13 protein-coding genes are annotated in these 14876 nt (G+C 69.1%); 7 read left to right on the top strand and 6 right to left on the bottom strand.

From position 1 onward, the window contains the following. Nucleotides 1-16: 16 nt before the first annotated feature. The 3 genes from TBIF_RS15170 (at nucleotide 17) to TBIF_RS15160 (ending at nucleotide 3586) form a co-directional block, all read left to right on the top strand. The gene (locus tag TBIF_RS15170) at nucleotides 17-1534 is read left to right on the top strand and encodes a class I adenylate-forming enzyme family protein (RefSeq protein ID WP_024795623.1); all 1518 of its coding nucleotides are present in this window, start codon (nucleotides 17-19) and stop codon (nucleotides 1532-1534) included. Nucleotides 1535-1605: 71 nt separating this feature from the next. Next, nucleotides 1606-2760: a thiolase family protein gene (locus TBIF_RS15165; protein WP_024795622.1), complete on the top strand. Its 1155-nt coding sequence runs from the start codon at nucleotides 1606-1608 to the stop codon at nucleotides 2758-2760. Nucleotides 2761-2788: 28 nt separating this feature from the next. Continuing rightward, nucleotides 2789-3586: an enoyl-CoA hydratase-related protein gene (locus tag TBIF_RS15160; protein ID WP_024795621.1), complete on the top strand. Its 798-nt coding sequence runs from the start codon at nucleotides 2789-2791 to the stop codon at nucleotides 3584-3586. 77 nt (nucleotides 3587-3663) lie between these two features. Here the strand turns inward: TBIF_RS15160 and TBIF_RS15155 are convergent, their stop codons facing one another. Beyond that, complete coding sequence (locus TBIF_RS15155; protein ID WP_024795620.1) at nucleotides 3664-4719, bottom strand: acyl-CoA dehydrogenase family protein; 1056 nt, start codon at nucleotides 4717-4719, stop codon at nucleotides 3664-3666. A gap of 127 nt (nucleotides 4720-4846) precedes the next feature. Here TBIF_RS15155 and TBIF_RS15150 point away from each other — a divergent pair, with 127 nt between their 5' ends. Beyond that, nucleotides 4847-5611 (top strand): enoyl-CoA hydratase/isomerase family protein, encoded by a 765-nt coding sequence (locus TBIF_RS15150; RefSeq protein ID WP_024795619.1) that lies wholly within the window; start codon nucleotides 4847-4849, stop codon nucleotides 5609-5611. 33 nt (nucleotides 5612-5644) lie between these two features. Here TBIF_RS15150 and TBIF_RS15145 read toward each other — a convergent pair whose 3' ends face one another. The 5 genes from TBIF_RS15145 to TBIF_RS15125 all read right to left on the bottom strand — a co-directional run bounded on the left by TBIF_RS15145 (nucleotide 5645) and on the right by TBIF_RS15125 (nucleotide 10914). After that, nucleotides 5645-6841, bottom strand: coding sequence for an NAD(P)/FAD-dependent oxidoreductase (locus tag TBIF_RS15145; protein ID WP_024795618.1), 1197 nt, complete (start codon nucleotides 6839-6841; stop codon nucleotides 5645-5647). 232 nt (nucleotides 6842-7073) lie between these two features. Continuing rightward, the gene (locus tag TBIF_RS15140; RefSeq protein ID WP_024795617.1) at nucleotides 7074-8558 is read right to left on the bottom strand and encodes an aldehyde dehydrogenase; all 1485 of its coding nucleotides are present in this window, start codon (nucleotides 8556-8558) and stop codon (nucleotides 7074-7076) included. Between the two features lie 58 nt (nucleotides 8559-8616). Beyond that, complete coding sequence (locus tag TBIF_RS15135; protein WP_024795616.1) at nucleotides 8617-9495, bottom strand: SDR family oxidoreductase; 879 nt, start codon at nucleotides 9493-9495, stop codon at nucleotides 8617-8619. A gap of 40 nt (nucleotides 9496-9535) precedes the next feature. After that, nucleotides 9536-9742 (bottom strand): ferredoxin, encoded by a 207-nt coding sequence (locus tag TBIF_RS15130; RefSeq protein WP_024795615.1) that lies wholly within the window; start codon nucleotides 9740-9742, stop codon nucleotides 9536-9538. Between the two features lie 2 nt (nucleotides 9743-9744). Continuing rightward, nucleotides 9745-10914: a cytochrome P450 gene (locus tag TBIF_RS15125; RefSeq protein ID WP_024795614.1), complete on the bottom strand. Its 1170-nt coding sequence runs from the start codon at nucleotides 10912-10914 to the stop codon at nucleotides 9745-9747. A gap of 481 nt (nucleotides 10915-11395) precedes the next feature. Between TBIF_RS15125 and TBIF_RS15120 the strand changes: the two genes are divergently transcribed. The 3 genes from TBIF_RS15120 to TBIF_RS15110 all read left to right on the top strand — a co-directional run bounded on the left by TBIF_RS15120 (nucleotide 11396) and on the right by TBIF_RS15110 (nucleotide 14839). After that, nucleotides 11396-12295, top strand: coding sequence for an NAD(P)-dependent oxidoreductase (locus TBIF_RS15120; RefSeq protein ID WP_024795613.1), 900 nt, complete (start codon nucleotides 11396-11398; stop codon nucleotides 12293-12295). Nucleotides 12296-12590: 295 nt separating this feature from the next. Next, entirely contained in the window at nucleotides 12591-13583 is a 993-nt protein-coding gene (locus tag TBIF_RS15115) for a cyclase family protein (protein WP_024795612.1), read from the top strand. 413 nt (nucleotides 13584-13996) lie between these two features. Then, a complete protein-coding gene (locus TBIF_RS15110; protein ID WP_024795611.1) occupies nucleotides 13997-14839 on the top strand; it encodes an NAD(P)-dependent oxidoreductase in 843 nt (280 codons plus the stop codon). Nucleotides 14840-14876 lie beyond the last annotated feature (37 nt).

The raw sequence follows: 14876 nt of genomic DNA, 5'->3' as shown, positions 1-14876 counted from the left end.
GAACTGGAGGCGGTCGATGGTGGGAATCAGGGATGGGATGGGCGCCCTGTGGCAGGCTCCCGACGCTGCGGAGATGATCCAGCAGGATGGGCGCTGGGTCCGCTGGGGCGAGGTCCGCCAACTGGTCGAACGTCTCGACGCGGAGCTGACCCGGGTCGGTTGCGGCGAGGGCTCGCGCATCGGCGTGGTGCTGGGCAATCGGATGGAGTCCGTGGCGGCGATGGTGGCCATCCTGGGCAAGGGCCGGACGATCGTCACGCTCAACCCGATGCAGCCGACTGCGCGTCTGACGGCGGACCTGGTGAACTCCCTGCCGCAGGTGGTGCTGGGCCCCGCGAGCGTCTGGGCGGAGCCGGAATTCTTCTCGGCCACCGCGAATGCGGGCATCGTCGGGTTCGCCGTGGACGGGGCAGACGTGCTGCAGCGCACTGGCGGCAGTGGTGTGGTGACGATTCCGACGCCGCCGGCCGCGGAGCCGCCCATCGCGGTGGAGATGTTCACCTCGGGCACTACCGGCCCGCCGAAGCGGGTGCCCCTGACGTGGCGCCAGCTGGACTCCGCGATGTCCGCCGTCCACGGCCACACCGGGGCGGCTGGGCCGAAACGCGATCCGCTCACCGGGCGGGTGTCGCTGGTGTTCCTGGCCCTAGTCCACATCGGCGGCCTCTGGCCCGTGCTGCAGGCGCTCACCGAGGCGCGGCCCATCGTGCTGCTCCCGAGATTCACCGTCGACGGCTGGGTCGCTGCGGTGTCCGAACATCAACTGCGGGTGGCCAGCCTGCCGCCGCCGGCGATGCGCTCGCTGCTCAGTGCCGAGGTACCGGCCGAGAAGTTGGCGAGCCTGCGGGCGGTCACCGCGGGGACGACCCGGCTCAGCCCGGACCTCGCGGACGAGTTCACCCGCCGCTACGGCATTCCCGCGCTGATCATGTACGGCGCCACCGAGTTCTCCGGCGCGATCGCCGGGTGGACCAAGCCGCTCCACACCGAGTGGTGGGCGCGCAAACGCGGCAGCGTCGGACAGCCGTTCCCCGGGGTGCGGCTGCGCGTGGTCGGCGACGACGGCAACGTACTGCCGGTCGGCGAGACCGGCAAGCTCGAGGTCCGCGCGGGCCAGACGGGCCGGGGCGAGGACAGCTGGACGCTCACCAGCGACCTCGCCCACCTGGACGAGGACGGCTTCCTCTACCTCGACGGCCGAGCGGATGACGCGATTGTCCGCGGCGGCTTCAAGGTGCATCCCGACGTGGTCACGGAGGCGTTGCGCGCGCACCCCTCGGTCCTCGACGCCAGCGTCTACGGCAAGGACGATGACCGGCTGGGCCAGGTCCCCGTGGCGGTCGTCGAGCTGGTGGATGGTGCCGCCCCGCTCGACGCGGACGAGGTGAAGGTGTTCCTGCGCGGCCAGCTCACCGCCTACGAGGTGCCCGTCGTCATCCATACCGTCGACGAGCTCCCGCGGGGGGTGTCGCTCAAGATCGACCGCCGCCGCCTGCTGGAGCTGGTGGCGGACCTCGAGGCGGCCCGGGTCTGACCCCGACGCATCCACATCGTTCGCGAAATCACTCAACACCCGGGTTGCCCCGGAAAGATAAGGAGCACAACATGTCCGCAGTCATCGTAGAAGCGGTGCGCAGCCCCGTCGGCCGGCGCAACGGCGGCCTCTCCACTGTCCACCCGGCCGATCTTTCGGCCGCGGTCCTCAACGCGCTGGTTGAGCGTGCGGGCATCGACCCCGTTGTGGTCGAGGACGTCATCTGGGGCTGTGTGCAGCAGGTGGGCGACCAGGCCAACGACATCGCCCGCAACTCGGTCCTGGCCGCCGGCTGGCCGGAGTCGGTCCCGGGCGTGACCGTGGACCGCCAGTGCGGGTCCTCGCAGCAGGCGCTCAACTTCGCCGTCGCCAGTGTCGTGGCGGGGCACTACGACGTGGCTGTGGCGGGCGGGGTCGAGTCTATGTCCCGCGTGCCGATGGGCTCGGCGGGCACATTCGAGGGCAGCCCCTACAGCCCCGCGTTCATGGAGCGCTACAACGGTGTTCGACCCAACCAGGGCGTGGGCGCGGAGCAGATCGCGGAGAAGTGGGGCCTGACCCGCGCGCAGTTGGACGCGTTCTCGGTCCAGTCGCATGAGCGGGCCGCCGCGGCGCAGGACGCCGGGCACTTCGCCGACCAGATCGTCCCGATCACCACGCCCGACGGCACCGTGATCTCCCTGGACGAGGGCATTCGACGCGGCTCCTCAATGGAGTCTCTCGGCAAGCTCAAGACAGTCTTCAAGGAGGACGGCGTCATCCACGCCGGCAACGCCTCGCAGATCTCCGACGGCGCCTCAGCGCTACTCATCATGAGCGAGGAGGCGGCCGCCCGCCACGGTGCGAAGCCGCTCGCGCGCATCCACACCGTCGCCGTCGTCGGGGACGACCCGCTGATCATGCTGACCGCCCCGATCCCCGCGACCCAGAAGGCGCTTGCCAAGGCGGGGCTGACCGTGGAGGACATCGGCGTCTTCGAGGTCAACGAGGCTTTCGCCAGTGTGCCGCTGGCCTGGCTGGCGGAGATCGGCGCGGACCCCGCGCGGGTGAACCCCAATGGCGGCGCGATCGCCCTCGGCCACCCGCTTGGCGGCTCAGGCGGCCGGATCCTGACCGACATGCTGCACCACATGCGCCGCAACAACATTCGCTATGGGCTGCAGACGATGTGCGAGGGCGGCGGCCAGGCCAACGCCACCATCCTCGAGCTGCTCGACGCGAACTGACACTGCAGTCCACACTAGGGAGACAGCAATGACCGAGAACAACCAGCCGGGCGCGCTCGTCGAACGCGTCGGCAACGTCATGGTGATCACCATCAACCGCCCGGACGCCCGCAACGCGGTCAACTCCGAGGTGAGTGCGGCCGTCGGCAGCGCGTTGGAGGAGGCCTCGGCCGATCCCGAGGTGCGCGCGATCGTCATCACCGGCGCGGGCGACAAGTCCTTCTGCGCGGGCGCGGACCTCAAGGCGATCGGCCGCGGCGAGTCGACCTACGCGCCGGGCCACCACGAGTGGGGCTTCGCCGGCTTCGTCAAGCACTACACGGACAAGCCGACGATCGCCGCGGTCAACGGGGCGGCCCTAGGCGGGGGCACGGAGCTGGTCCTGGCCGCCGACCTCATCGTTGCGGCGGAGAACGCCACCTTCGGCCTGCCCGAGGTCAAGCGCGGCCTGCTCGCCGGTGCCGGCGGCGTCTTCCGCCTGACGGCGCAGATCTCGCAGCGCCTGGCGATGGAGATGATCTTCACCGGCGAGCCGATCTCCGCGGCCCGCGCGCTCGAGGTCGGCCTGGTCAACCAGGTTGTGCCCGAGGGGAAGTCCGTCAAGGCGGCGATCGACCTGGCGCAGCGGATCGCCGTGAACGCTCCGCTGTCGGTGCAGGCCAGCAAGCGGATCGCCTACGGCATCGAGGGTGGCCTGCGTGCCGGGGAGGCTGGCAAGTGGGCGCAGACGGCGGCCGAGTGGGATGGCCTAATGCACACCGAGGACGCTAAGGAAGGCCCCCGAGCGTTCGCGGAGAAGCGCGAGGCGGTGTGGCAGGCGCGCTGACCTAGCCCCGCGCCAGCAAAGCGAAGGCCGGGGCCCCACCGATTCCGTGGGGCCCCGGCCTTTCGCTGATGAGTTGGTCAGATGTTGACGAGGCGGCGGCGGTGATAGCTCACCGAGCCGTCGAGGAGCTCGTCCACCTTGATGCGCCGGATGAGTAGGTGCACGTCGTGCTCCCAGGTGAACCCGATGCCGCCGTGGATCTGCAGCGCGGTCTGGGCGGCGGAGCTGGTGCCCTCGCCCGTGAAGGCCGCCGCCGCCGCGACGGCGCGCGCGCGGGTGGCGGCGCAGTCGCCGTCGAGGGCCACCGCCGCGGCCCAGATCGCGGCCCGCGCGGCCTCGATCGACAGGGCCATGTTGGCGCACTGGTGCTTGACGGCCTGGAAGCTGCCGATGGGCTGGTTGAACTGGGTGCGCTGCCCGGCGTACTCGACAGTGAGGTCGAGGAGCGCCTCGGCGGCGCCCAGCGCGTCGACGGCGCGGAAGGTCGCCAGTTGATCGCGCAGGACGTCCAGACTGCCGCTCGGGAGGAGGTGCCAGTCGTCCGGACCCAGGTTCAGATCGACGTCGGCGACGGCCCACGCGCGCGTCAGGTCGAGGGTCTCGAGGACCCGAACGTCAACGGCGTCGAGGTCGACCACCGCGGCGACGTCGACGCCGTCGAGGGTGGACACGGCGAGCAGGATTCGCTGGGCGTCGATCAGTCCGGTGATGGGGGCGGTGGTGCCGCGCACCCGGAGCGACGTGCCCTCGATATCCGCGTGCAGCGCGGAGTCCTCGATCGAGCCGACGGCGGGCAGGACCAGGTTGGTCCCCGCGGCGGCGTCGGCGAGGGCGGGGTGGCCGATCCGCTCGAGCAGCCGGGCCGCCGCGGCGAGCTCCGCGAGGGGGGCCGCGCTGGCGGCGCGGCCGTGCTCCTCGACCAGCACCAGCAGGTCGACATGGGTGCCGCCCAGCTCCTCGGTGAGAAGGCCCGGCAGGCCTGACTCGACGAGGTGGCGAAGGCTGGCGGGTGAGATTCGCGCGGGCCCGTCGTCGATGGCCTTGCGGCGTTCCTGGAGGGGGGAGTTCTTTGCAAGCCAGGCGCGTTCGGCCTCGGCAAGGGCTACCTGCTCGTCGCTCAGCACGAAGTCCATGGCGCTCCTATGGTCGATTAATTCTGTTGACATAGTTAACCACGTCATCTACCTTTTCGATAGTGGCGCCAGGTGGGCGCGGCGGAGATTCGAACTCCGATCTCATGGGTGGTTAAGGAGCGCGGCGGTGGAATTTCTGCAGGTGGAGCGTCGGGACGGGGTGGTCACGGTGGTGATGAATCGCCCCGAGAAGAAGAATGCCGTGAACATGGAGATGTGGCGCGAGCTGGCCGCGATCTTCGCCAGTGTCGAGCGCTGGCACACGGACCGGGTCCTGGTGCTGTCCGGGGCGGGCGGCGACTTCTGCTCCGGCTCCGATCTGGCGAGCCTGCAGGGCGACCCCCTCCACTTCATGTCCGACGTCAGCGACGCGGCGCGCGCCCTCCACGCGTTGAGCATCCCGACTATCGCGAGGGTAGACGGGGTCGCCGTCGGCGCGGGCTGGAACCTCGCGCTGGCCTGCGACCTCGTGGTGGCCAGCGAGCGCGCGAAGTTCTCGCAGATATTCGTCCGGCGAGCCCTCTCGGTGGACCTGGGCGGGTCCTGGCTGCTGCCCCGCCTGGTGGGGCTGCAGAAGGCGAAGGAGATCGCACTCTTCGGCGATATCTACACCGCCGCCCAGGCTGCCGAAATGGGGCTGGTGACCCGACTGGTGCCGGTCGAGGACCTCGACGCCGTGGTGGAGCGGCTGGCTGCGCGGCTCGCCGCGGGTCCCGCGCGGGCCCTCTCGGCGACGAAGCAGCTGCTCAACGCCGCGGCCGACGGCGGCAGCCTCGAGGCGGCCCTGCGTCTGGAGAGCCAGGCCCAGGCCAACAACATCGCCGGCGCGGACGCGGCGGAGGCGAAGGCCTCGTTCCTCGAGAAGCGGGCGCCCGTCTTCCAGCGGGGCTGATGTGGCGCGCGTCCCGCGCGCGCCACGTGCCTGTCAGGCGCTGGGAGCCAGGATCTCCGTCATCGGCACCGCCGCCATAATCGCGGCCCGCATCTTCATCACGCGGCCTGGCAGGCCCGCGCCGACCACGCCGCTTAGGCGGCCGTCGCGCTCGTAGCAGGCGAGAAACTTGTGGCCGTCCTCGTGCGTGATGTGGACCGTGTCGGCGGCGTCGACGTCGCCGAGGGCCTGGATCTTCAGTTCGTACTGGTCGCTCCAGAAGTACGGGACCTGGTGCGACAGAGTGGTGTCCGATCCGAGCAGGGCAGCGGCCAACACGCGGGCCTGGTCCCCGGCGTTCGTCCAGTGCTCCACCCGGCGGGGTGCGCCGTTGGCACCCGTCCAAGCGGCGACGTCGCCGACCGCCCAGACATGGGGCGCGGAGGCGCGGCCCTGCGCGTCGCACACGACGCCGTTGTCCACGCGCACGCCGGAGCCCTCGAGCCAGGCCTCGGCGGGCGCGGAGCCGATGCCCACGACGACGAGGTCCACGTCTAGTTGGGTGCCGTCGCTGAGCTCGACCGAGCGCACGCGCCCGTCGGCCTGCACCACCTCCCGCACGCCGACGCCGGCGCGCACGTCCACGCCCTTGTCGACGTGCAGTCGGCCGATGCGCCCGCCCACCTCCGGGCCGAGCACCGCGGCCAGCGGTGCGGCCTGCGGCTCGACGAGCACGACGTCCATACCGAGCGACCGCAGGTTCGCGGCGACCTCGCAGCCGATGAAGCCCGCACCGACGATCAGGGCCCGGCCCGCGGGGTTGGCCGCGGCGGCCAGCGCGCGGCTGTCGTCGAGGGAGCGCAGCACGTGCACCCCGGCAAGGGACTCCGACCCGGGCAGGTGGCGCGGACGCAGGCCCGTGGCCACGACGAGCTCGTCGAAGGCCAGGGTGGAGCCGTCGGACAGGGCCAGGGTGCGGCCCACCGCGTCGACGCGCTCGGCGCGCAGGCCCACACGTAGGTCGATCCGCTGCTCGGCGAAGAACTCCAGGGGCTGGAAGGTCGTGTCGGGGTTCTCGCCGCGGACGCCGGCCTTCGAGAGCGGCGGGCGATCGTACGGCAGGTGCGGCTCGTCGCCGATCAGCACGATCTCGCCGTCGAAGTCCGCCCGCCGCAGTTCCTCGGCGGTGCGCAGCCCGGCGAGGCCCGCTCCGACGATGACCACGCGATGGGTGGATCTGAGTGTTGTCATTCGATTCGCCTCTCCGGCAATATTCCTGTGTCGGCAGTCGCGGAGCTGGGCTCCCACGGCGGTCGGGTGCTCGCATTGGCACGTCGGCGCTCCAACCTGAACTAGTTACATATTTACACAACTGGGAGATTTTGGGGAGGGTTCCCCACGAGCTCGAGGTCCAGCCGCGCGAGCGCGCGGCTGGACCTCGAGGACCCTGGTGTGTGGCCGGGTGGGCCCGCTCAAGAGTCGCTCACTGGAAGGGCGTGGGTGTGCCGTCGAGTAGCACGGTCTTCGTTTCCAGGTAGGGGAGCAGGCCCTGTAGCCCGCCCTCGCGGCCGACGCCCGACTGCTTGAAGCCGCCGTACCCCATCCGGGTGTCTGTCTTGAAGCCGTTGTGGCCGACGGTCCCCGAGCGGAGTCGGCGGGCGACCTGGTACGCGCGGTCGACGTCGTTCGTGAACACCGCCGCGTTCAGCCCGTACCGGGTGTCGTTCGCCAGCTCGATCGCGTGCTCCTCGTTCTCCGCGGGGATGACGGACAGCACGGGTCCGAACAGCTCCTCCTGCGCGATGGTCGAGCTGTTGTCGACGTTGGAGAACACCGTCGGCTCGACGAACCAGCCGCGGTCGAGGTGCGCGGGGCGGTTGCCGCCCGTGACTAGCGTCGCGCCCTCGTCCTTGGCGGTCTGGATGTAGCCGAGCACGCTCGTCTGCTGCCTGGCCAGCGCCAGGGGCCCCATTTGAGTCTGCGGGTCGAAGGGGTCGCCGACCCGCACGGCGCCGAACGCCGAGCCCAAGGCCTCGGCGAACTCGTCGTGCCGCGACTTCGTCACGATGACGCGGGTCAGCGACATGCACACCTGGCCGTTCATCACGGTCTCCTGCGCGGAGATCGAGGCCGCCGCGGTGGCGAGGTCGTAGTCGTCGAGGATGACCGCGGCGGACTTGCCGCCCAACTCGAGCGTGTACCGGGCGAGGCGGGCGCCACAGGTCGTCGCGATCTGGCGCCCGACGGCGCTGGAGCCGGTGAACGCGATCTTGTCGATCCGCGGGTCGGCGACGAGTTGCTCGGAGACCTGTCGGTATCCGTTCACGACGTTGAGCACGCCCGGCGGCAGGCCGATCTCCTCCGCGATCTCCGCGAGGATATACAGCTCGCCCAGCGCCTCCGGGGGCGCCTTGAGGACGACTGTGCAGCCCGCGAGGAGCGCGGGCGCGATCTTGTACGCGGCCAGGGACAGCGGGGTGTTCCAGGGGACGATGGCGCCGACGACGCCGACCGGCTCATTGACCACGGCGCCGAACGCGGCGAACTCGGGGCTGTCCTGCTTCGCCCACGGGTAGGTGGTGGTGAGGTCCGCGTAGTAGTCGAAGAGCGCGGGCACACGGCCGGTCGCGCCCACCGCGATGGGGAAGATGACACCGGCCTGGCGGGTCCAGAAGGTCCCCACCTCCTGGGCGCGCGCGCGGATGCCGTCGGCGAATTTTCGCAGGTAGACGGCTCGCTCGGCGGGCTCGAGGGTGGACCAGGGGGAGCGGTCGAAGGCGTTGCGGGCCGCGGTGATCGCGGCGTCCATGTCCTCGGGGCCGGTCTCGGCGACGCGGTAGAACGGCTCCTCCGTCGCGGCGTCGATGATGTCGATGGTGGCCGAGGTGGAGGGCAGCCGCCACTCGCCGTTGATGTAGAAGCGGTCCGGGTGCTTCAGGGGGATGGGGGTAGCGCGTACGTCGAGCATGGTCACGGCAGTCTCCTGGGTTCGATGTCTGAGGTGTTTCGGGAGCGGCTGCTCGGGGTCATGCCGTCGGTTGGCGCGACAGGACGTCGCGGAGGGTCCACCCGAGGCGGTCCGGCTGCAGGCCCGCAATCTGCATCGCGTTCGCGCCGAAGTCGACGGACAGGTGTGCGCCCGAGACGTAGCTGGCGAGGTCGCTGCCGAGGAAGGCGAGGACCTTGGCCATCTCGGCGGACTCCGCCAGGCGGCCGGCTGGGCCAAGATCGGCGTTGACGGCGTCTTCGCCGCCCTTCATCTCGGTGAACTCCGGCAGCATGCCCGAGACCGTCAGGGCCGGCAGGGTGGCATTGATCCGGATCTTGCGGAGGTTCGAGAGCGGCCCGACCTGCTCCGCGACCCAGAAGTTGAGGAGGCGCTTGGACAGGATGTAGCCCATGGACCCCTGCACCGCGCCGAATCCCGTCTCGAACTCCTGCGTGGCCCGCACCAAGTCGTCCCAGCTGTCGGCGCGGGTGAACTGGGCGAGCTCCTCCCGGATCGCGGGCGTCTCCCAGCGCAGCCCGCCGTTGGAGGAGACGAAGGTGAGCGACCCGCCCTCGACGATCCGGTCCACCAGGTAGGCGTCGGTGACGTACTTGTTCGCGATGAAGTTGACGGTGATCGTGTCGAGGAAGCTGTTATGCACACCCGAGATGCCGGCCACCCCGAAGAACGCGTCGATCTGCGCGGGGATCTGCGCGAAGGCCAGATCGATCGAGTCCTTGCTGCCCAGGTCCGCGAGAATGGCCTTGGCGACGCCCGGGACCGGCGGCTCCACACGGTCTAGCGCGTACACCTGTGCTCCGAGATCAACCAGGATCTCAGTGAGGGCCTTGCCCATGCCCGACGCGGCGCCGGTCACGACGGCCGTCTTTCCTGCGTAGCCGAAGTAGTCGTTCACTATTTGCTCCTTGTTGTGTAGTGCAGAGTCTGGGGAAGATTCACGACGCGGGCACTTCGGCCAGCGAGAGCGCGCGGCTGGGACAGAGGTTTACGGCCTCCTTCGCCCGCGCGGTTTCGGCGGCCGTCTTAGGCTCCGGACGAAGCACGACGACGAACCCGGAGTCGTCTTGGTCGAATGCCTCGGGATCTGTGAACACGCACTGCCCCGCCCCGATGCACACGCTGGTGTTCGCGAGAATTCGCATGGTCACCACGCCACCGGAAGTTCGTAGACGCCGTAGGTGGGTCCATTTTCCTTGAACCTGATCTCCTGGAACGGCACGGCCAGGCGCAGGGTCGGGATCCGGCGGATGACCGTGGAGAGGACGATCTCGAGCTCGAGGCGCGCGAGGCTCTGTCCCAGGCACTGGTGGGGGCCGAAGCCGAAGGCGACATGGTTGCGCGCGCCGCGCTTGAAGTCGATCGTGTGCGGCTCGGGGAACGCCTCCGGATCGCGGTTCGCCACGTTGGCGGCCGCGAAGACCACGCCGCCCTCCGGGATCATGGTCCCGCCGATCTCGATGTCCGCGGTCGCAAGGCGCAGTCCGCCGATCTCGGCGATCGTGAAGTAGCGCAGCAGCTCCTCGATCGCGCCCGAGAGGAGGTCGGGATCATCGCGAAGCTGTTGCAAGAGCTCGGGATTGTCCAGGAGGGTCACGATGCTGAGCGAGATCATGTTAGCCGTCGTCTCGTGCCCGGCGATGAGCAGGAGGAAACCGAGGCCGACAACCTCCTCCGGGGTCGCGCCAGCCTCAAGCTGGCGGCTGAGCAGGTCGTCGCCCGGCGTCGCCACTCGAGTATTGACAAGTTCGGCGATATACGCCTTGAGCGTCCCTACAGCCGCCATCCGGTCCTCCACGGTGGCGTTATGTTTGGCGAAGGCGCTGCTGTGGCGCTGGAAGAACTCGTGGTCCTCAGCCGGCACGCCAAGGAGCTCGGAGATCGCGATGGACGGAACCGGAAGTGACAGTGCCGTAACGAGTTCCGCCTCGGACTTGCCGTCCATCATCGCGTCGATGGTCTCGTTGACGACCTCGGTGAGGCGGGGCCGCATGGCGGCGATCCGCCGGACGGTGAACTCGCGCATCACCCGCACCCGGGCCTCGGTGTGCTCGGGCGGGTCCATCTCGATCAGCTGCTTGAGTTGGTTGCCTGCCACGTAAACTTGATTCAACGGGTGCCCGGGGAGCGATCGATCCGAGCTGAACCGGGCATCGGCCAGGACCGCGCGGACGTCGGCGTGCTTGGTGACTGCCCAGATCTTGCCGCCGCCCTGCCAGTCGACGTGGCTCACGGGGCATTCATTCTGCATCTGCACCTGCTGGGCTGGCGGCTTATATGGATCGGTGCGTCTGGTCGAGAAGGGTGTGGTCGTCATCAGATCTCCCTTGAATGCCGAATGGTTCCGAATGCGCGATCGCCAGAAGAGTTTGAGCTTGTGCGCTTAGATCCAGGAGTCTGCCACGAGTGTTGCCGCGCGTCTATAGCTGAGCTGCTCAGAATTGGCGGAATTATGCGGATGCGACCATTTGTGGTGAATTATCGGGACTCGAGTCTGCGGGACCGTCGGGTCCGCCGCGGCGAGCAGCTCCGCCCCGGCTGGTGCGGGCGGCGCTGGCTGGCGGCCCGCGGTCCATGGTGTGGGAGTTGGGTGGCGCTGCCCGGCACCAGTGACCCGGCTTCGGCGCGCCACATATCTAGATAACTGACGAGTTTTCCCGGCGGCTGTCTATAGTCGGCATCGACGCGGATGCGGGCCCTATCGTGCCTGCCCCGTCCTTCTTGGTGATCGATCCAGCCCCGCTCGACGCGGCAGATGCGGCTGGCGATCCTCCGCCACCCCATCTCGAGGAGCCCCCGTGCTGGATAGAAATCCCGACTTCCCCGCCCGCCAGGACAGCATGTCCGGACTGCTCGGGCCCACGCTCCGGGTGGGCTTCATCGGGTTGGGCAGCCAGGGCGGGCCGATGGCGCGCCGCATCGCCGACGCGGGTCACCCGCTGACCTTGTGGGCGCGCCGGCCCGAGAGCCTGCAGCCCTATGCCGACACCGCCGCCGCGGTGGCGCAGACTCCTGCGGAGCTCGGCGCAGCCAGCGACCTCGTCTGTGTTTGCGTGGTGAACGACGTCGGCGTGGAGGAGGTCCTCACGGGTCCGGAGGGGGTCCTAAGCGGCATGGCCCCAGGCGGAATCATCGCCATTCACAGCACGATTCACCCCGATACCTGCGGCCGGATGGCCGCCGCGGCGCGTACGAGGGGGATTGAGCTGATCGACGCCCCGGTCAGCGGCGGCGGCAGCGCGGCCGCCGCCGGGACACTCCTTGTCATGGTCGGCGGTGAGGAGTCGGCGCTGGCGCGAAGCCTCCCCGTCCTGTCGAGCTTCGCCGAGCCGATCGTCCATCTCGGGCCGGTCGGGGCCGGGCAGGTGGCGAAGCTGCTGAACAACACGCTGCTCGCCGCGAACTTTTCGACCACGACGGGGATCCTGGATATTGGCAGGTCCCTGGGGGTCGATGCGAACAGCCTGCTGGACGTCATGGCGCACGGCAGTGGGGGGAGCTATGCGCTCGGCGTGCTGCGCGGCATCGGTGGCACGCTGGCGCCGATGGCCGCGGAGGGGGAGCCGTTGCTGCGGAAGGACGTGGCGATTCTCGCGCAGCTCGCCGAGGGGGCGGGCGCAGAGCGCGGGGTGCCCTGGGACGCGGCCCGCGATGCCATCGAGCGGATGGGATCAGCTCTTGTCTCACCATCTAACTAGTTGTACCCTTCATGTGACTTGGGTCTCGATAGAGTCTTGAAGTGATCTGCTGAACTCTCCGCGGGCAGCCCCGCGGCCTGCAGGGTGGCACCCTGACTGCGGCTGGCGAGGGGCACGTCCGAGGGTGCGCCGCAGGGTGATCGCTCGATGGGTTGGCGACGCCCAATGAATTAGATAAGCGATGTTTCTTAAACAAATATACCTCAGTGTATTGGTCGTGTGAGCGGCCAAGGCCGGGTGAACTCTGCCCCGGCCGGTGGTCGATGCAATCATCGGAAACAAATAGGGAGATCGAATGACTGTCGACGATTTGGAAACGGACCCCTTGGCCCCATGGCTCCGCGAGATCAAGGATCGGCACGACGCGTCCCGTCATGTGGACGGCGTGCAGTGCCGCGGCTCGGTGGACCTGATCGATGAGGCGGCCCGGCTGCGCGGCGTCGCCGCGGTCTGGCACGGCAAGGCCATCTCCCTCGAGCGCGAGGTGGAGACCCGGCCGGGGCGGCTCGCCGATGGCCGGGCGGTGGCGGAGCTCGAGGCGGCGCAGTGGGAGCGGCTGGGGCTCGCCGAGATGCCGACCGGACACGGGTCGGTCGAGCTGGAGGTGCAGGTCGGTGTCCGCGGCATGCGCTCGGCGCACGGCGGCGACGTCATCAAATACGACGCCCACGGCGTCCACAACACGCACATGGACGGGTTGGCGCACATCGGCGCGGAGGGTTCCTGGCACGGGCCGATCCCCGCCGAGGCGTCTTACACCGACGAGGACACGATGGTGGCGTGGGCGCAGCATGGCATCGCCACTCGTGCGGTGGTCCTCGATGTCGCGGCCGCGCGCGGGGTCGAGTGGATCGATGCGGGGAACCCGGTCACGGACGCCGACCTGGATGCGGCACTCGCCGCGACCGGTGTCGCCCTGCAGCCGGGAGACGCGCTGGTCATCTACCAGGGTCGGGATCGCTACGAGGCCGCAGGGAACATTTACCCGAGCGGCGCCGCGGCGGTCGCGCGGCCGGGCATCGGCGAGTCCGGCGCCGCGTGGATCGCGTCGAAGGACGCGGGCCTGGTGCTCTGGGACTTCCACGATGCCCGCAACAACCCCTCCGGCTCTCTCGAGGTGCACAATCTCATCTACGCGATTGGCCTGTGCCTCGTCGACAACTGCCTGCTCGGCCCCGCGGTGGCGGAGCTAACGGCGGCCGGCGTCTCGACGGCTCTCGTCGTGGCGGCGCCGACGGCCATCCACCGTTCCACGGGCGTTCTGATCAATCCGTTGATCCTGTACTGACGGGCGAGTGCCTGGCAAGAACGGCTGCGGGACCATCGAGGGTATTCGATGGTCCCGCAGCTGTCTGTTGTCTGCAGTGCGCTCCCTGCCGTTCCGCATAGTGGGTCGAGGTGGCCCCACAGGCCCCCGGGATGCGGCAAGATTCCGCGGTGAGCGGGATGGCTCGGGCGACTTCCAATGGGAATCCGGGCGCGGACCGACTGTTGATTAAGGGCGCGTAGGGCGTTGGCCTGGCCAAATACTGGAATATCCCCGATTTAGGGATCCCTCTTGTATTACCATCTAACTAGTTATACTGTGTGATCAAGCTCTCGTTAGCATGATTATTGTGCCAGCGGTCTCCATGGGTGGGGCCGCGGAAAGATGGGCCGCTGGGAATGGGCGCATCGACAGTCACCAGGATGGAGCACAGGGTGAAAGTTGGATTTGTCGGCGCAGGCCGGATGGGTCAGCCAATGGTCCGCCGCCTGGTTGCGGGCGGACATGAGGTCCAGGTCGCCGGCCGCTCGGATTCCGTGTTGGCGGGACTCCTCGCTGACGGCGCGACCCCGGTGGCGTCGGTCAAGGCCGTTGCCGCTGGTGCCGATGCCGTCATGGTGTGCGTGTTCTCCGACGAGCAGGTCTGGGAGGTGGCGCGGGGCGAGGGCTTGCTCGAGGCCATGGAGCCCGGCTCCGTCCTGGTGCTCCACACGACCGGAAGTCCCAGCACCGCAAGGAAATTGGCGGAGCTCGCGGCACCCCGCAGGGTGGCCGTAGTGGATGCGACGGTCAGCGGCGGCCCGGATGAGATCGCAGCGGGCGAGATCACGGTCTTCGTCGGCGGCGACCAGGCGGCGGTGGACCGAGTCCGGCACATCCTGGGCTGCTACGCCGAGCCGCTGCTGCATGTGGGCGGCACCGGCTCCGGCCAGGTGGTGAAACTGCTCAACAACGCCCTCTTCGCGGCCAACGTCGCACTGGTCGGGGAGACGGCGAGGGTGGCCGTCGACCTGGGCATTGCCGAGCAGGATTTGTTGAAGTCGTTGCGGCACGGGAGTTCTGACAGTCGGGCTCTCGGGATGATCGAGCGCATTGGCTCGAGTGAGATTTTCGCGAACACCGTCGGGGAGTTCCTCGGCAAGGACGTCGCGGCGGTGCGGCGTGTGGCGTCGGACCTGGGCGCGGACCTCGGCGTGCTGCGGGACGTGCTCGATAGCCCCGCAGGAATTTCGGTCTTGGGCGCTGCGCTAATCGCCTCGCCCGTCCATCAGAACTGATCCAGGTCGATTGCGACTCGGTCGCGGCGACAGTGTC

The sequence above is a fragment of the Tomitella biformata AHU 1821 genome (assembly GCF_000524475.1).
Lineage (GTDB): Bacteria > Actinomycetota > Actinomycetes > Mycobacteriales > Mycobacteriaceae > Tomitella > Tomitella biformata.
This window is presented reverse-complemented; position numbering and strand designations above follow the sequence as displayed.